14 protein-coding genes are annotated in these 14,177 nt (G+C 69.3%); 9 read left to right on the top strand and 5 right to left on the bottom strand.

Annotated elements, in window-relative coordinates; all coding sequences use genetic code 11:
* Window positions 1-191: 191 nt before the first annotated feature.
* Window positions 192-623 carry a dual specificity protein phosphatase family protein gene (locus tag K2Z83_RS08470; protein ID WP_370650107.1) on the bottom strand — a complete coding sequence of 144 codons (432 nt, stop codon included), beginning with the start codon at window positions 621-623 and terminating at the stop codon, window positions 192-194.
* Between the two features lie 261 nt (window positions 624-884).
* Between K2Z83_RS08470 and K2Z83_RS08465 the strand changes: the two genes are divergently transcribed.
* From K2Z83_RS08465 to K2Z83_RS08445, 5 genes are all read left to right on the top strand, one after another.
* Window positions 885-1,769: an N-acetyltransferase gene (locus K2Z83_RS08465; RefSeq protein WP_220594735.1), complete on the top strand. Its 885-nt coding sequence runs from the start codon at window positions 885-887 to the stop codon at window positions 1,767-1,769.
* Between the two features lie 28 nt (window positions 1,770-1,797).
* Window positions 1,798-2,367: an SH3 domain-containing protein gene (locus tag K2Z83_RS08460; protein WP_220594734.1), complete on the top strand. Its 570-nt coding sequence runs from the start codon at window positions 1,798-1,800 to the stop codon at window positions 2,365-2,367.
* Between the two features lie 212 nt (window positions 2,368-2,579).
* On the top strand, window positions 2,580-3,515 hold the full coding sequence (locus K2Z83_RS08455) for an AEC family transporter (RefSeq protein ID WP_220594733.1): 936 nt from the start codon (window positions 2,580-2,582) through the stop codon (window positions 3,513-3,515).
* 145 nt (window positions 3,516-3,660) lie between these two features.
* Window positions 3,661-4,416, top strand: coding sequence for a DM13 domain-containing protein (locus K2Z83_RS08450; RefSeq protein WP_220594732.1), 756 nt, complete (start codon window positions 3,661-3,663; stop codon window positions 4,414-4,416).
* A gap of 79 nt (window positions 4,417-4,495) precedes the next feature.
* The gene (locus K2Z83_RS08445; protein WP_220594731.1) at window positions 4,496-5,731 is read left to right on the top strand and encodes a sensor histidine kinase; all 1,236 of its coding nucleotides are present in this window, start codon (window positions 4,496-4,498) and stop codon (window positions 5,729-5,731) included.
* A gap of 20 nt (window positions 5,732-5,751) precedes the next feature.
* Here the strand turns inward: K2Z83_RS08445 and K2Z83_RS08440 are convergent, their stop codons facing one another.
* The 4 genes from K2Z83_RS08440 to K2Z83_RS08425 form a co-directional block, all read right to left on the bottom strand.
* Window positions 5,752-6,126 carry a ferredoxin gene (locus tag K2Z83_RS08440; protein ID WP_220594730.1) on the bottom strand — a complete coding sequence of 125 codons (375 nt, stop codon included), beginning with the start codon at window positions 6,124-6,126 and terminating at the stop codon, window positions 5,752-5,754.
* A 134-nt stretch (window positions 6,127-6,260) separates the two neighbouring features.
* Window positions 6,261-8,852 carry a serine/threonine-protein kinase gene (locus K2Z83_RS29590; protein WP_220594729.1) on the bottom strand — a complete coding sequence of 864 codons (2,592 nt, stop codon included), beginning with the start codon at window positions 8,850-8,852 and terminating at the stop codon, window positions 6,261-6,263.
* Between the two features lie 307 nt (window positions 8,853-9,159).
* Window positions 9,160-9,420 (bottom strand): hypothetical protein, encoded by a 261-nt coding sequence (locus K2Z83_RS08430; protein ID WP_220594728.1) that lies wholly within the window; start codon window positions 9,418-9,420, stop codon window positions 9,160-9,162.
* Window positions 9,421-9,623: 203 nt separating this feature from the next.
* Window positions 9,624-10,934 carry a HEAT repeat domain-containing protein gene (locus tag K2Z83_RS08425; protein WP_255603562.1) on the bottom strand — a complete coding sequence of 437 codons (1,311 nt, stop codon included), beginning with the start codon at window positions 10,932-10,934 and terminating at the stop codon, window positions 9,624-9,626.
* A 350-nt stretch (window positions 10,935-11,284) separates the two neighbouring features.
* Here K2Z83_RS08425 and K2Z83_RS08420 point away from each other — a divergent pair, with 350 nt between their 5' ends.
* The 4 genes from K2Z83_RS08420 to mutL form a co-directional block, all read left to right on the top strand.
* The gene (locus K2Z83_RS08420) at window positions 11,285-11,470 is read left to right on the top strand and encodes a hypothetical protein (protein WP_220594727.1); all 186 of its coding nucleotides are present in this window, start codon (window positions 11,285-11,287) and stop codon (window positions 11,468-11,470) included.
* 147 nt (window positions 11,471-11,617) lie between these two features.
* A complete protein-coding gene (locus tag K2Z83_RS08415; RefSeq protein ID WP_220594726.1) occupies window positions 11,618-11,785 on the top strand; it encodes a hypothetical protein in 168 nt (55 codons plus the stop codon).
* Window positions 11,786-11,836: 51 nt separating this feature from the next.
* On the top strand, window positions 11,837-12,838 hold the full coding sequence (locus K2Z83_RS08410) for a PP2C family serine/threonine-protein phosphatase (RefSeq protein ID WP_220594725.1): 1,002 nt from the start codon (window positions 11,837-11,839) through the stop codon (window positions 12,836-12,838).
* A 69-nt stretch (window positions 12,839-12,907) separates the two neighbouring features.
* The coding region (gene mutL / locus K2Z83_RS08405; protein WP_255603561.1) for a DNA mismatch repair endonuclease MutL at window positions 12,908-14,177 on the top strand (1,270 nt) is incomplete at its 3' end.

Here is a 14,177-nt window from a genome sequence, read left to right as displayed (position 1 = left end):
ACCGACGCTCCCAGGTTTACCCAGCGCTTATTCGCGCTAACAATTTCTTGCTGTTTTGGCCAATATGGACAGCGAAGCTGTCCATGTTGGCCAAAACAACACCGGTTTTTAGGGCTGCGGCCCTAACGGTGATGCGCATGGGGCGAAGCCCCAGGGCGTTGCAGCAGCCCTGAGATCCAGGCGGTGGGCGGCTAGGCGCGCCTCTGCCATAGCTCATACTCGCGCAGGCGGGCGATCTGGCGCGGGTTTGGCGCGATGATCGGCCGCGCGGCGCGCAGATGCGCTATCGCGGAGCGGTAGTGCATGTCGTGGACGGCCACCAGGTAGGCCGCCGCTATGAGCGGCGCGCGGCCCACGCCGGCGTGGCAGTGTACGAGCACCGGGAGCCGCTCGGCGTGGGCTGCGGCGATGAAGGCGACGCCCTCGCTTATCTGCGTGATCGTCGGGGCGTGAAAGTCGGGCACGAGCAGGCGTAGGCTGCGCACGGGCGGCGGGCCGGAGAAGCGATCCTCGCGCTCCGCCTGGAGGTTCAGCACCGCCCGAATGCCGATCTGGTAGAGCTCGGGCCACTGCGATTGGTGAAACTGTCCGCCGACAAAGAGCATTGGTGCGACCTGGTTCACATTTAATCCAAATAGTCGCTGCCACTGTGCGCGCAAGTACGTTCGCATAGTTCTGGTGTACAATACGTCGTGTCGGATGAGACAATGCTGGGCGTCCGGCGCCGACGCGTCTGTATGTTGGGGCGCAGCCGCTGTGATGTGCGGCGCCCGACGAGTACGCTCTTGAAGCGAGGGTATGATACCACGGCTATGCCCTCTTCCTACGCCCCCCCGCCGGACGAGAGTGTTGCGCCCGCTGCCGTTGCAGAGCGAGATGCTCGTATGAGGCTCTTCCGTAAAAGCTATGATCTGAGCCGCGCCGCCGCCCGGCCGGTTCACGCCGACGACCTGAACCGGGTCTCTCGCCTCCTGCGCGACGGCGGGCGGCGCTACTACGGGCTCTCTGGCAGCGAGCTGCCCTCGCTTCTGGGTGCCGGCCAGGGCACCGTTCTGGCCATCGGCGATGAGATTATCGCGGTCGCCCTGGTGAGCTGGCCCGCCGATCATATATGCTGGCTGCGTAGTCTGGCGCTCGCCGAGGGGGTCGATCTGCGCGCCGGGATCGCGGCCCTGCTCACGGCCCTCCACACCGATCTGGCCCGCCGCCAGGTGGCCGCGGTCTACTACGCCGGCGATGAGGCCGCCGACTCATGGATCCTCCCCGAGCTTCTGGCCCAGGGCTATGCCCAGGACACGGAGGTGGTCGTCTATGAGAAGCGCGACCTCGATATCCCCAGCTTCGGCAACCCCGATGTGCGAGTTCGCGCGGCCACAGGCGTTGATATGGCCGAGGTGCTGCGCCTCGACTACGCCTGCTTTGAGCCGCAGTGGACGAAAGATGATGGTATCTTCGGGCCGGCGATCCTCAGTGGCCCGCTCTTTCTTATCGCCGAGATCGATGATCAGGTGCTCGGCTACGCCTACGCCACCAGCCACTTTGGCGGCCGCCTTATCCACCTGGTGCGGATCGCGGTCGAGCCGCGTCGCCAGGGCTCCCAGATCGGCGTTCGCCTCCTGGCCGCTGTTATCTCATTTGCCTCAGCTCAGGGCGCGACGATGATCACGCTGAACACGCAGGCGTATAACGCCCACGCACAGCGGCTCTATCGCTGGTTTGGCTTCGCGCCGACGGGCGAGCGCCAGTGTGTGCTGCGTCGCCAGCTCTAGCTCTGCAACGAACGACTGAGGAGGTTCTGTGCCGCCAAAAGCAGATCCGCGCGACTGGGATCGCTACTTCCGTCCGGGCGCCCCGCGCAGGGGCGGCCCGCTGCGCGCCCTGGCGAACATTGTGCTGATCGGCGTGACCCTGGGGATCCTCGGGGGCGCCGGCATCTTCGCCTGGAGCTTCGGCCGCGAGCGCGCCCAGCAGAGCGCCGCGGCGAATATGAGCCAGATCGAGACCTCGAACGCCGCCACCCTCGCCACGCAGACCGCCCGCTCGCTCGCCACGGTCGTCGTCGTGGCCGCCGCCACCCCCGTGAGCGCCGAGACGCCCACCGCCTCGCCCGCGCCGCTCATCGGCAGCGGGAGTGTGGCGAACGGCGGCAACCTGCGTAGCGAGCCGGTGGTCGTCCCCGAGACAGTGATCGGCCAGGTCTGCGCGGGCGATATGTTCGATGTCCTTGAGGAGCGCGCCCTGGGCGACGGCGTCCTCTGGTACCGGATACGCGTCACCGCCGTCGCCGGAGACTGCACGCCGCAGCGGGTGTCGCTGGGCAGCGTCGGCTGGGCGAGCGCCCAGCTGCTTGGCGCGATCGCGCCGTAGGCAGGGAGGAATCCCCCATCGCCATCTCCGCCTTCCGCCCGATCTCGCCTGTAACTCGGGGATGTACACTTCGCCACAGATAGATCATGGCTAGCGACCCAACATCCCCGCAAATACGACGCTGCTAGCCAGAAGCCCCCACTTGCACGGCTGCCCATAGAGGCGGCCGTTTTTTTTTGATTCTTGCCGCCGCCTGATGCCAGGAGAACGTTGTGGTTTCCGTCTTGCTCAATGTGCTGCTGCCGATCGCGGTGGTGGTCGCGATCGGCTACGCCCTGCGCCGCGCCATGCCGCTCGACCAGGGCTCGCTCAACCGGGTGATGATCTACGGTCTGAACCCCGCGCTGATCTTTGTCTCGCTGCTGCGGGCCGACCTGACGGGCGGCGGCGCGCTCCAGATGATTGTCTTCTCCGTGAGCCTGATGCTGCTGCTGGGCGCGGTGACGCTGGCCCTGTCCTGGCCGCTCGGCCTGCGCGGCGGCGACCTGAGCGCGATGCTTCTGGTGAGCCTGTTTATGAACTCGGGGAACTACGGGCTGCCGGCGGCACGATTCGCCTTCGGCGAGGCGGGCTTCACCCAGGCCCTGTTCTACTTCATCTCTCAGTCGATCATGTCCCAGACGATCGGTGTGGCGGTGGCTGCGGCGGGCGGGGCGGCCGGCGGCAGCGGGCTTCTGCGGGCGGTGATCGGCCGCGTGCTGCGCATGCCCCAGGTCTACGCGGTGGCGGCGGCCCTGCTGATCCGCGCCACCGGGTTCGACCTGCCGGGGGCCGGCGGGGCGCTGGGCGGGCTGTTCGACGGCGTGGCCCTGCTGAGCGAGGCGGCCCTGCCGCTGATGCTGGTGATCTTGGGCATGCAGCTGGGCACCGGGGTGCCGATCGAGCAGCCCGGCCTCGTCGCCTTCGCCACAGGGATGCGCCTGCTGGTCTCGCCGGCCCTGGCCTACGGGCTCGGCCTGGCCCTCGGCATCCACGGCCTGAGCCTGGCCGTCGGCGTGATGCTCGCCGGCATGCCCACGGCGGTCAACACGACGATCCTCGCCATCGAGTTCGACAGCCGGCCGACCCTGGTGGTCGGCACGGTGGTCGTCTCGTCGCTGGCCAGCCTGGCCACGCTGACGGTGCTGCTCGGGATGCTCCATGTGTAGATGTAGGACGCAGCACGCTGCGCCCCTACGGCGCGGGCGTGCGCCGTTAAGCCTTCCGTAAGAACTCGGTAAGTCGCAGGTCAGGTGTGGCCGCTACCATCTCCCTGTGACCTTATCGTAGTGTACAATCAGGAGGCATCACCCGATGGCGACAGATACTCGACCCTCGCGCAAGCTCTCGCTCCCGTGGTTCGCATGGGCCGGCGGCGCGGTTGTGCTCGTGGCCGTGGTCGCGTTTGCGTACTGGACGATCTCGCCGCTCTTTCGGAGCAGTATGATCGACGAGGCTTTCCCTGGGGGCGCGGCGATGGCCGGTGATACGATGCCGGGGGAGGCGATGCCGGCCAATGCCATGGCCGACACGCCGGCCGATGCCATGTCCGAGGGCGCGATGGCCGACGCGCCGGCCGAGGGCACGATGTCCGAGGGCACGATGGCCGATACGCCGGCCGATGTACTGCCGGGGGAGGCGATGGCCGACACGCCGGCCGATGCGATGGCTGAGGGGGCGATGGCCGAGGAGGCCAAGCCGACGGCCGCCATCCCGGCCGAGCCGGTCGCGCTGAGCGTCGGCAGCTTCACCACCATCGACTCGCTCCACGGGGCCAGCGGCACGGCGACGATCTACCGGCTGCCCGAGGGCAACATGGTGCTGCGGCTGGAGAACTTCGACGCCCAGAACGGCCCCGACCTGTTCGTCGGCCTCTCGGGCCACGCCATGCCGCGCAGCAGCGACGAGGTCCACGCGGGCGGCTACCTTGAGCTGGCCCGCCTGAAGGCCAACCAGGGCAACCAGAACTACGACATCCCGGCCGACGCCGACCTGAGCCAGTACAAGTCGGTCGTGATCTACTGCCGGGCCTTCAGCGTGGTCTTCAGCACCGCCGAGCTGGGGATGTAAGGGCGCAGCAGCGCGCCGGCCCAGCTGGGCGGTGCTATACGAGTATGGCGCGCTGCTGCGCCCCTCCTACGATACCTGTATGACAAACCGCCTCGCCCTGCCCATCCTGATGCTCGTCGCCCTGGCGCTGATGGCCGCCATCGGCTGGGTGGGCGCGCCCGGCGCCTCGTCGGCCGAGCTGATGGGCTACCTGGCCCTGGCCGGCCTGTTCGCCCTGGCCGTGGCCTCGGGCGCCCTGCTCTGGCTGCGCCGCAGCCAGGGCTCGCTCTGGCTCCAGCTCGCCGTCACCTACGCGGCGGGCGTGGCGGTCTCCCTGATGACCGTGCTGCTGACCGTCCAGGCCATGCTCTTCTCGACGAGCGACCTGCCGCTGCTCACGCTGCTGCTGCTCTTCGCGGGGGTGATCTCGCTGGGGATGGGGATGGGGCTGGCGGGCATGATCGGGCGGCGGGTGGGCGCCCTGCGCGCGGGGGCGCAGCGCCTCGCCGAGGGCGACCTGGGCGCGCGGGTGGCCGAGCATGGCGGCGACGACCTGGCCGAGCTGGCCCGCGACTTCAACCGCATGGCCGCGCAGCTGGCCGCCGCCGCCGCCGAGCGCGAGCGCCAGGAGGCCGCCCGGCGCGACCTGGTGGTGGCCGTGTCGCACGACCTGCGCACGCCGCTGGCCTCGCTGCGCGTGCTGACCGAGGCCCTCTCCGACGGGCTGGTCGATGACCCGGCGACGGTCGAGCGCTACCTGGGCACGATGCGCGGCCAGATCGGCCTGCTGAGCGGGCTGATCGACGATCTGTTCGAGCTGGCCCAGCTCGACGCGGGGGCGCTGGCCTTCGACATGCAGCGGGTCGCGCCGGGCGACCTGATCAGCGACGTGATCAACGGGCTGCTGCCGCAGGCCGAGGCGAAGGGCGTGGGGCTGGGCGGCGCAGTGCCGACCGCCGTCGGCCCGGTGCGTGCGGCGCCGCAGAAGATCGAGCGCGTGCTCTACAACCTGGTGGCCAACGCCATCCGCCACACGCCAGCAGGGGGCAGGGTCACGCTAGGTGTGACGAAGGATGCGGCCGATTCCGGCCTCATCCCATCCTGCATCGTTTTCGAGGTGGCCGACAGCGGTGAGGGCATCGCCGCCGAGGACCTGCCCCACGTCTTCGAGCGATTCTACCGGGGCGAGAAGTCGCGCTCGCGGGCCACAGGCGGCGCCGGGCTGGGCCTGGCGATCGCCCGCGGCATCGTGGAGGCCCACGGCGGCCAGATCTGGATCGAGTCCGCGCGCGGGCGGGGCACCACGGTGCGCTTCAGCCTGCCGGCCGCGCCGTAGGGGCGGCTCGCGAGCCGTCCCTACAGGGGGTTCCGGGCGAAGATAAAATCCTCGACGGGGGCCCCGCCGATCAGGTGCTCCTGGATGATCCGCTCGATCACCTCGGGGGTGCAGGAGTGGTACCAGACGCCCTCGGGGTAGACGACGGCGATCGGGCCGTGGGCGCAGATGCGCAGGCAGTTAGCCTTACTGCGGTAGACGCCACCCTCGGCCATGGAGAGGCCGAGCTTCTTCAGGCGGCCCTTGAGGTAGTTCCAGGACTCGACGCCGGCCTCGTAGCTGCAGCACTTGGCCTCGCTCGGCTCGGCGCAGATGAAGATGTGCCGCCGGTATGTGCCGACGCCGTACTGCTCGGCCAGGTCGCGCAGCTCGGCGAGGGTCGCGCTATCGCTCATGAGAATATGCTCCTATGAGGGGCGCCGCGCGCGCCGCTCATGCGCATTATACCCTCAGATATAGCTGTAAGGGCGCAGCAGCGCGGCGCTGCTGCGCCCTTACGGGCGACCGCGCCGTATCCGCCCCGTCGTCACTAGGGCTGGCGGGCCTGCTCCCGCTCCACCTCGGCTCGCTCGGCGGCGCTGGCGGCGCTGGCGGCGGCGCTGCGCAGGTCCACCCGGGCGCCGGCCAGGTCGCCGGCGGCCCGGCGGTAGCGGGCGCGCACAAGGTAGGGCAGGTACCAGTCGGGGCTCGCCTCCACGGCGGCGTCGAGGGCCGGGCCGGCGTCGCCCATGCGGCCAGCCGCCATGTACGCGCGCGCAAGGCTGACCCCGGCGCTCGGGCGGTTGTCGCTGAAGACCTCGTAGATATCATATAGGTCGTCCTGCCCCTGCACGGCCGCCTCCAGGTCGGGGATGGCCTCCTCCGCCTGATCCTGTGCGAGCAGGGCCAGACCGCGCCCGTAGCGCGCGCCGATCTCGTCCGGTCCGAGGGTCAGGGCGTCCTCGAAGTCCCGCTGGGCCTCCGGGGCGCGGTCCATGGCGAGCAGCACGAAGCCGCGGAAGATATAGCCGGAGGCGTCGGCCGGGTCGATAGCGATCAGCGCATGGGCGTCGTCGAGGGCGACCTCGTAGTTGCCGGAGGCGATGAGCAGCGCCCCCCGGCCCGCTCGGGCGTCGCGGCTATTCCCGTCGATGGTGATCACGGTCGTGAAGTCGGCGATCGCCGCATCGGGCTGCCCGTAGTGGTAGCGGTTGAGCGCCGCGCGCTGCAGCAGAGACTCGACATCGCCCGGGTCGATGGCGAGCGCCGCATTCGTGTCGGCCATGGCCTCGTCGAAGCGCGAGGCGGCCTCGTAGGCCGCGGCGCGCAGCCTCAGGGCCGCCGCGTTATCCGGCGCGCGCGCGATCACCTCGCCGGCGTCGGTGATCGCCTGGTCGCGGCTGGGCGCGATCTCGTCGTAGAAGTCGGGCGCGCTGAAGAGAAACCGCGCGCGCTCCAGGTAGGCGTCGGTCAGATCCGGGTCGAGCTCGATCGCCCGGTCGAAGTCGTCCATGATCGCCGCGCGCGCCGCGTCGCCATCGGCGGTGGCCCAGGCGATCCCGCCCCGCGCCAGGTAGGCCACGGCCGTATCATCGTCTATGCTCAGGGCCGCCGCGACATCGGCGCGGGCCTGGTCGGCGTAGGTGTAGACGTCCCACCAGACATAGAGCTGGGCGCGGGCGGCCAGCAGCTCGGCGCTGTCCGGCGTCTCGGCCAGAGCCCTGTTGTAGATCTCCAGGGCGCCGCTGGCGCTGCCGCCGGGGCAGCCGGGGCCGGCGCAGGCGGCCCGCCCGCCGGACAGGGCCACCGCCACCGGGTCGCCCGGGTCCGCCGTGGCGGTCGGGCTGCGGGGCGGGCGCGGGCCGACCGGGAAGGCCGCCCCCTCGGCGGCGGCCTGGGTCGCCTGCACGCTCATCTCGGTGGGCACCACCAGGGCGCCGGCCTGGCCGAGCCCGCGGAACACCAGGGCGCCTCCGGCCACGAAGGCGCCGACGGTGATCACTGCGATCGCCGCCAGCGCCCCCAGGGCGATCAGCGTCGTGCGCAGGCAGGATCGCGGGCGAGGTGGCTTTTTCGTCCGCTCCTTGATCGCGGGCGCAGGCCTCACCGCCGCCGCAGGTTCCGGCGTCGGCGTCGGCCGCATCTCGGTCATCTCGATCACGCGGGTCTCGCGCGAGACGCCCTGCGCGGCCGGCGCGGGCGCGGGCGCGAGGGAGAGGGAGGATGTGGCCGCCAGCGCCCCGGTGGCCTCGCGCAGGGCCGCCCCGAAGGCGGCCGCGTCGGTGAAGCGGCCCGCCGGGTCCTTCGCCAGCGCCTTGAGCAGCACCTGCTCGACGGGCGCGGGCAGGTCGGGGCGCAGGCTGCGCGGCGGCGGGAGGGCCGCCGTGCTGTGCTTGATCACGATCGCGAAGGGCGTGTCGGCGTCGAAGGGCACCTGGCCGGTCAGCAGCTCGTAGAGCACGATGCCGAGCGAGTAGATGTCCGAGCGGGCGTCCGCCCGCTCGCCGCGGCCCTGCTCGGGCGACATGTAGGCCGGCGAGCCGAGGATGGTGCCGGCGGCCGTGTGCTCGACCGAGTCCTTGATGATCCGGGCCACGCCGAAGTCGGTCAGCACCACGCTGGTCGGGCCGACGCCGAGCAGCAGCGCGTCGAGCTCGGCGTCGCCGAGGGGCGCATCGGCCGAGCCGCGCCGGCGGATGAGCACGTTGGCCGGCTTCACATCGCGGTGGACGACCCGCTGCTCGTGGGCGTAGCCCAGGGCGTCGGCGATCTGGCCGACGATCTGGCCGACCACCGGCAGTGGCAGCAGCATGCCGCGCCGGTGCAGGCTCTGGATGGCCGCCTTCAGCGTCGGCCCGCTGATGAACTCCATGGCCATGAAGGCCGACCCGGACTGCACGTCGAAGTCGTGGACCTGGACGATGTTGGGGTGGTGCAGGGCGGCCACGGCGCGGGCCTCGCGGCCGAAGCGCTCAAGCAGGGCCGGGTCGCTCGCCAGGTGCGGGTAGATCACCTTGATCGCCACGTAGCGGTCGAGGCTGGGCTGGTAGGCCCGGTAGACCTCGGCCATCCCGCCGCGCCCGAGACGCTCGAGCACCTGGTAGCGACCCAGCGTGCGCCCGCTCAGATCGTCGCTCATCATGAGGCTCCTGCCGGTGGATATGTTATTCGTGTCACGATAACGGCTTTCGTGTGAGGCTCTGGAGATGGCAAGCATCCGCTGGCATGGAGCGTATCGTACACCGCGCCTGCATACGGAGCTTCCCATGACGACAATACCACACCAGGCAGGTCTAGCGCGTAGCGTCAGAAGCTCAGGGCTTCTGCAACGTCAACCTCCCGGTGGGGGTGCGGTGGCGGCGAAGCCGCCACCACAGCATTTTTGGCAATAGGCAAGGTTTCATATCAAATCTGGCAAGACCGCAGGCATGTCATGCGGGGGGGCGCTCTCAGGGCTCCAGCTGGGCGCAGAGCCGCTCGACGGTGGCGGAGAGCAGCTCCGGCATCTGCGCGTATACGCCGGCGAGGCGGGCGAGCATCGGGTGCTGTGGCAGGGCGGGGGGCCATGAACGACTCCCAGGCGAGGGCGCGCAGAGGTGCCAGAGCGAGCCTACAGGTAGGAGCGCGATCTCCTGCGACGAGTCGATCGGGTCCGCGTAGACCGCAACCCGGTTGTTGATCAGCCTGCCCAGGAGCGGGAGTGGTGTCACGCTGGGGCTGCGGGGCGCGCTGCTTCAGGACGTCGGCGAGGGCGCGAATCTCAGCCTCTAGCTCGCCAACCCGGAGCAGCAGCCGTGATGAATCCTCGGCGGTGCTGTGCTCAATCGCCTCGTGTGCCTCTGCCGCCATCTCGCTTAGCTCCTGACGTGGGCCGCGCGGTACTCGCCCGCCTGGGCCATCTGCCGGGCCTCGATCAGTACAACGTCCAATCGGGATAGAGCCTGCCATGATTGTAGTATGGCCGCATCGTCGGGGTGGTGCGGCCCATGGCTAGATGGTGGCCGCACCACCCCGATGAGCCTGCCCGTATCTGTAGATGGCGCGGCCGGATCTGCTTGCAACTGGGCGATCCCCGATGCCAGGTTCTGCACAGCGCGCAGCAGCGTGTAAATTCCAGCACATAGCCAAGAGCCGCGAGCGGCTCGGTGGGGTGCTTGGTCACCGCGCGGTTTAGCGGCAGGGTGGCGCGCATCTTACGCAGGCGGGTGAGGGCGTCTACTGCGGCCTCGTGGACATTGGCGTCGGAGTCCTCCATGGCTCTGGTGAGCGCGGAGAGGACGGCGGTGGTGGCCGCCGCGACACCGATCCTGCCGAGGGTGCGCGCCGCCGTCTCGCGGGCGTAGGCGTCATCATCGCCGATCATCACCGTCAGCTGCTCGATCAGGGCAGGTGTGCCGGCCAGCTCGCCGAACTGCCCGAGGACAAGGGCGGCCGACGAGCGCACGAAGCTGTCGGCGTCGCTCAGGCAGCGCCCCAGGTGGTCGATCAGCTGCGGCGAGGCGATCCGCTCGCGCAGGGCGCCGAGGGTGCGCGCGGCGGCGAAGCGCGTCTCCAGATCGCAGTCGTAGAGCGCCACCTTGGTCAGCGCCTTCACCAGCGGGTTGGGCGGCGTGCCGGCGAACTGGCCGAGCATACGCGCCGCCGCCGAGCGCACGTGCGAGGCGCTGTCGCTCAGGCCGTCGTGGAGCAGCACCAGGTCCGCCGCGCTATAGTTCCCATTGCGCTGCCGCAGGCTGCGGATCGTCTCGTAGCGCGACTGCCAGCCCGGGTCGTAGAGCAGGCGGCGCATCTGGGAGAACTCGTCGGTGTCGAATGTGCTGATCTCATTGAGCAGCGTCAGGCGCAGCCACTCGTCGCGCGAGCTGTTGAGCCGCTGGCGGGCCAGGTGCAGCACATTCAGCGCCACAAACAGCTGCTCAAGGGCGGCGCGCAGCTCAGCCTTGGTGCGCAGCTCACGCTCGATCATCTGCGCGACCTGGTAGCGCATCTGGCTGGCCCGGCGCACGATCAGGTCGGCGCCAGGGTCGCGGGTGATCTCGGCCAAGGTCAGCACCGCCGCCAGCGGCTCCTGCTGGAACGCCTCAAGGAAGGGCTCAAGGGTACGCACCGCCAGATAGGCCAGCACCGTGCCGGTGCCAGCGATCTGGATGTCTTGTCGTGGGTTGCGCGCAAAGCCGCTCAGCCGCTCTGCTACCTGTGTGCGCCAGACCTCTTGATCAAACATGGGCGTTGACGACGATCTGTCGCTCCCTGTGGCGTGGCAATGATCATTGCAAACGTAGCGATCACGCCCGCATAGATGAACGTTCTGTCATCTACAGCTACGAATCATTATAGCATACGGCCCCCGCCGAAGCCGGAGCGAATAATTGCATGAAGATTACAATCGTCGCGCGGCGGGCCACCTATGGCCGATCACAGAACGCTTGAGCGCAGAGCGCAGAGCAGGATGGCATCAGAACGCGATTTGGCGCACCAATACTGGCTCAGCTGTTCTTCCCGCCGCTCTATGGTAGGATAGGGCCATACACAACCACAACAACCAAGGAGGCGCGGGCCGCCCCGCTCAACGCTATGTCCGAAGAACCCGAAGATGTCCAGGAGAGCATGGCCCGCGTCCGCCGCGGATGCCTGGGGGTCGCCGCGATCTTTCTCGCGCTGACGCTCCTGTCCGTCACCGCGTCGGAGGGTAATCTGTTCTATCTGATCTTCCTCGTCGGGACGATCATCTCGCTGCTGCTCTGGCGATACACCCGCTGAGAGAAGATTGCAGATTGCAGATTGCAGATTGCAGATTTGGCGCAATAGGACACCATTCACGGCGTCAAACTGTAACGCAACTTGAACTTTGTCTATGATAGATAAACGTCACATGGGCTGGCTTATCCATACGACAGGATACGTATTATGACGCCTGGTAGGCCGCCGCAGGCGCGGATCATCCTCTCGCTGATCGGGCTCATCGCCGTGGCGATCTCGCTCACCCTCGCCTTCATCAACCCGGTGGGGATCTGGCACTGGGCGCTGCTGCTGGTCGCCCTGGCCTGCCTGGTCGCATCACGGCGGGTGCGCTAGCGTGGTATACTCTGCGCAGGAATCACCCGTATCCTGTCAGGAGTTGGCGCGATGAGAGTGCGCTTTAGCGCTCGCTCCGATGTCGGCCTACGACGCGAGATCAATCAGGACGCGTACGGCGCAAAGGAGCTGCCGCAGGCGACGCTCCTGATCGTCTGCGACGGGATGGGCGGCCACGCCGCGGGCGAGGTCGCCAGCAGCCTGGGTGTCAGCACGATTATCGACACCTTCGCCGACTCCGCGCCGCCTGACGACGCCCTGCGCGACTCGTTCATCGCGGCGAACCACGCGATCTACGCCGACGGGCGGGGGAGCATGGGCACCACCGGCGTGGCCGCGCTCTTTGTCGACGGCCACCTCCACGTGGCCAACGTCGGCGACAGCCGGGCATACCTGGTGCGCGAGGGCCAGATCGAGCAGATCTCCCACGACCACTCGTTTGTCTCCGACCAGGTGTCCGCCGGCCTGATGACGGCGGAGCAGGCCCGCACCTCAAATGTCCGCAACATCATCACCCGCGCCCTCGGCTACCAGCCCGAGGTCCAGGTCGACACCTTCAGCATCCCGCTGCGCCCCGGCGACACGGTGCTGCTCTCGTCGGACGGCATGCACGGCCTGATCGAGGACCGCGAGATCGCCGAGGTGTCCAGCATGCTGCCGCCCGATGAGGCGACGCTGCGGCTGGTGGATACGGCGAACGCCCGCGGCGGCCACGATAATATCACCGTGGTGATCGCCCAGGTCGATGAGGTCGATCTCCCGACGGATGTGGCGGCCAGCGCGGCGCAGGGGCCGGCGGCGGCGCCCGCGGCGGCGAGCGCGATGGCGGCGCCCGCGCGCGAGCGCCCGCTCTCACGGCTCGGCATGCTGCTGGCCGCCCTGACGCTGGTGGTGCTGATCGGGGCGGCCGGCTTCCTGCTGGCCAACCCACCCTCGGTGAGCGCCCCGACGACCGCCAGCCCGACCCCCTCCGCCCCCCCGCCAACGCTGACGCCGACTGCCAGCACCCCGACCGCCACCCTGCCCAGCCCGGTGCCCACGGCCACGCCTTGAGATGATTGTAGATTGCAGATTGCAGATTGCAGATTAGAGCGTCTTGGCGTGGTACAATGTACCGCAAAGATGTTCGCCTCTGCGCTCTGCGCTCTGCGCTCTGCGCTCTGCGCTCTGCGCTCTGCGCTCTGCAATCTGCGCTCTGCAATCTGCAATCTGCAATCTGCAATCTGCAATCCGGGTACGCCTATGCCGATCCGCCTGCTTGACTCCACCATCGCCGCGCAGATCGCCGCCGGCGAGGTGGTGGAGCGCCCGGCCTCGGTGATCAAAGAGCTGGTCGAGAACGCCCTCGACTCCGGCGCCCGCCGGATCAGCGTGGAGGCCCGCGGCGGCGGGCTGCGCGAGCTGAAGGTGCAGGACGACGGCAGCGGGATCGCCGGCCACGAGGTCGAGCTGGCCTTCGAGCGCCACGCGACGAGCAAGCTCCAGGCCGCCGATGACCTGTTCAACATCAGCACGCTGGGGTTCCGGGGCGAGGCGCTGCCGAGCATCGCCAGCGTGGCCCAGGTGATCTGCATCACCCGCGCCGCCGACGCGGAGCTGGGCGTCGAGCTGCGCATCGCCGGCGGCGAGCTGCAGGCCCGCACGCCGCGCGGCTGCTCGCCGGGCACTAGCATCAGCGTGCGCAACCTCTTCTACAACCTGCCCGTCCGCCGCGACTACCTGCGCTCCGAGGCCACCGAGCTGAGCGCGATCAGCGCGATCGTGCAGCAGTACGCCCTGGCCTACCCCGAGGTGCGCTTCAGCCTGGTGCTGGAGGGCCGGCTGGCGATGCAGACGAGCGGCGACGGCGACCGGCGCGGCGTCCTGATCGAGATCTACGGGCTCGACGTGGCCCGCCAGATGCTCGACGTGGAGGCGCAGTTCGGCGAGGGCGACCAGGAGGTGCGGGTCGCGGGCCTGATCTCGCCGCCCGGGCTGACCAGGGGCTCGCGCAGCTACATGCACCTCTTCGTCAACCGGCGGGCGCTGCAGCCGCGGGGGGCGCTGGCGGCGGTCATCGAGGGCGCCTACCACACGATGCTGATGAAGGGCCGCCACCCGCTGGCCGTGATCGACATCCGCGTCCACCCCACGGCGGTCGATGTGAACGTCCACCCGACGAAGAGCGAGGTGAAGTTCCGCTACGGGCCGCAGGTCAGCAGCGCGATCGGCCGCTCGGTGCGCGAGGCGCTGGTGGCCGGGGCCGGGGTGCCGGCCTGGTCCGAGTCGAGCTACGACGGGGCCGGGGTGCAGCGGCGCTTCGAGCTGCGCCAGCTCGGCCAGGGCGCCCGCGCCCCCGAGCCGCCCGCCTCGGCCTGGGGCGTCGGCGCCTCAGCCTGGGATGTGGATCGCT

This window comes from Oscillochloris sp. ZM17-4 (genome assembly GCF_019599295.1).
In the GTDB taxonomy this organism is placed as follows: Bacteria; Chloroflexota; Chloroflexia; order Chloroflexales; family Chloroflexaceae; genus Oscillochloris.
Note: the sequence above shows the minus strand (reverse complement) of the source record. Positions and strands in the feature narration are given on the sequence as shown.

Bases quoted from the DNA above. Each gene is read 5' to 3' on its own strand.
- K2Z83_RS29590 (WP_220594729.1), bottom strand. From the start codon at position 8,852: ATGATGAGCGACGATCTGAGCGGGCGCACGCTGGGTCGCTACCAGGTG.
- K2Z83_RS08420 (WP_220594727.1), top strand. From the start codon at position 11,285: ATGTCCGAAGAACCCGAAGATGTCCAGGAGAGCATGGCCCGCGTCCGC.
- K2Z83_RS08410 (WP_220594725.1), top strand. From the start codon at position 11,837: ATGAGAGTGCGCTTTAGCGCTCGCTCCGATGTCGGCCTACGACGCGAG.
- K2Z83_RS08440 (WP_220594730.1), bottom strand. From the start codon at position 6,126: ATGAGCGATAGCGCGACCCTCGCCGAGCTGCGCGACCTGGCCGAGCAG.
- K2Z83_RS08445 (WP_220594731.1), top strand. From the start codon at position 4,496: ATGACAAACCGCCTCGCCCTGCCCATCCTGATGCTCGTCGCCCTGGCG.
- K2Z83_RS08425 (WP_255603562.1), bottom strand. From the start codon at position 10,934: ATGTTTGATCAAGAGGTCTGGCGCACACAGGTAGCAGAGCGGCTGAGC.
- K2Z83_RS08450 (WP_220594732.1), top strand. From the start codon at position 3,661: ATGGCGACAGATACTCGACCCTCGCGCAAGCTCTCGCTCCCGTGGTTC.
- K2Z83_RS08415 (WP_220594726.1), top strand. From the start codon at position 11,618: ATGACGCCTGGTAGGCCGCCGCAGGCGCGGATCATCCTCTCGCTGATC.
- K2Z83_RS08465 (WP_220594735.1), top strand. From the start codon at position 885: ATGAGGCTCTTCCGTAAAAGCTATGATCTGAGCCGCGCCGCCGCCCGG.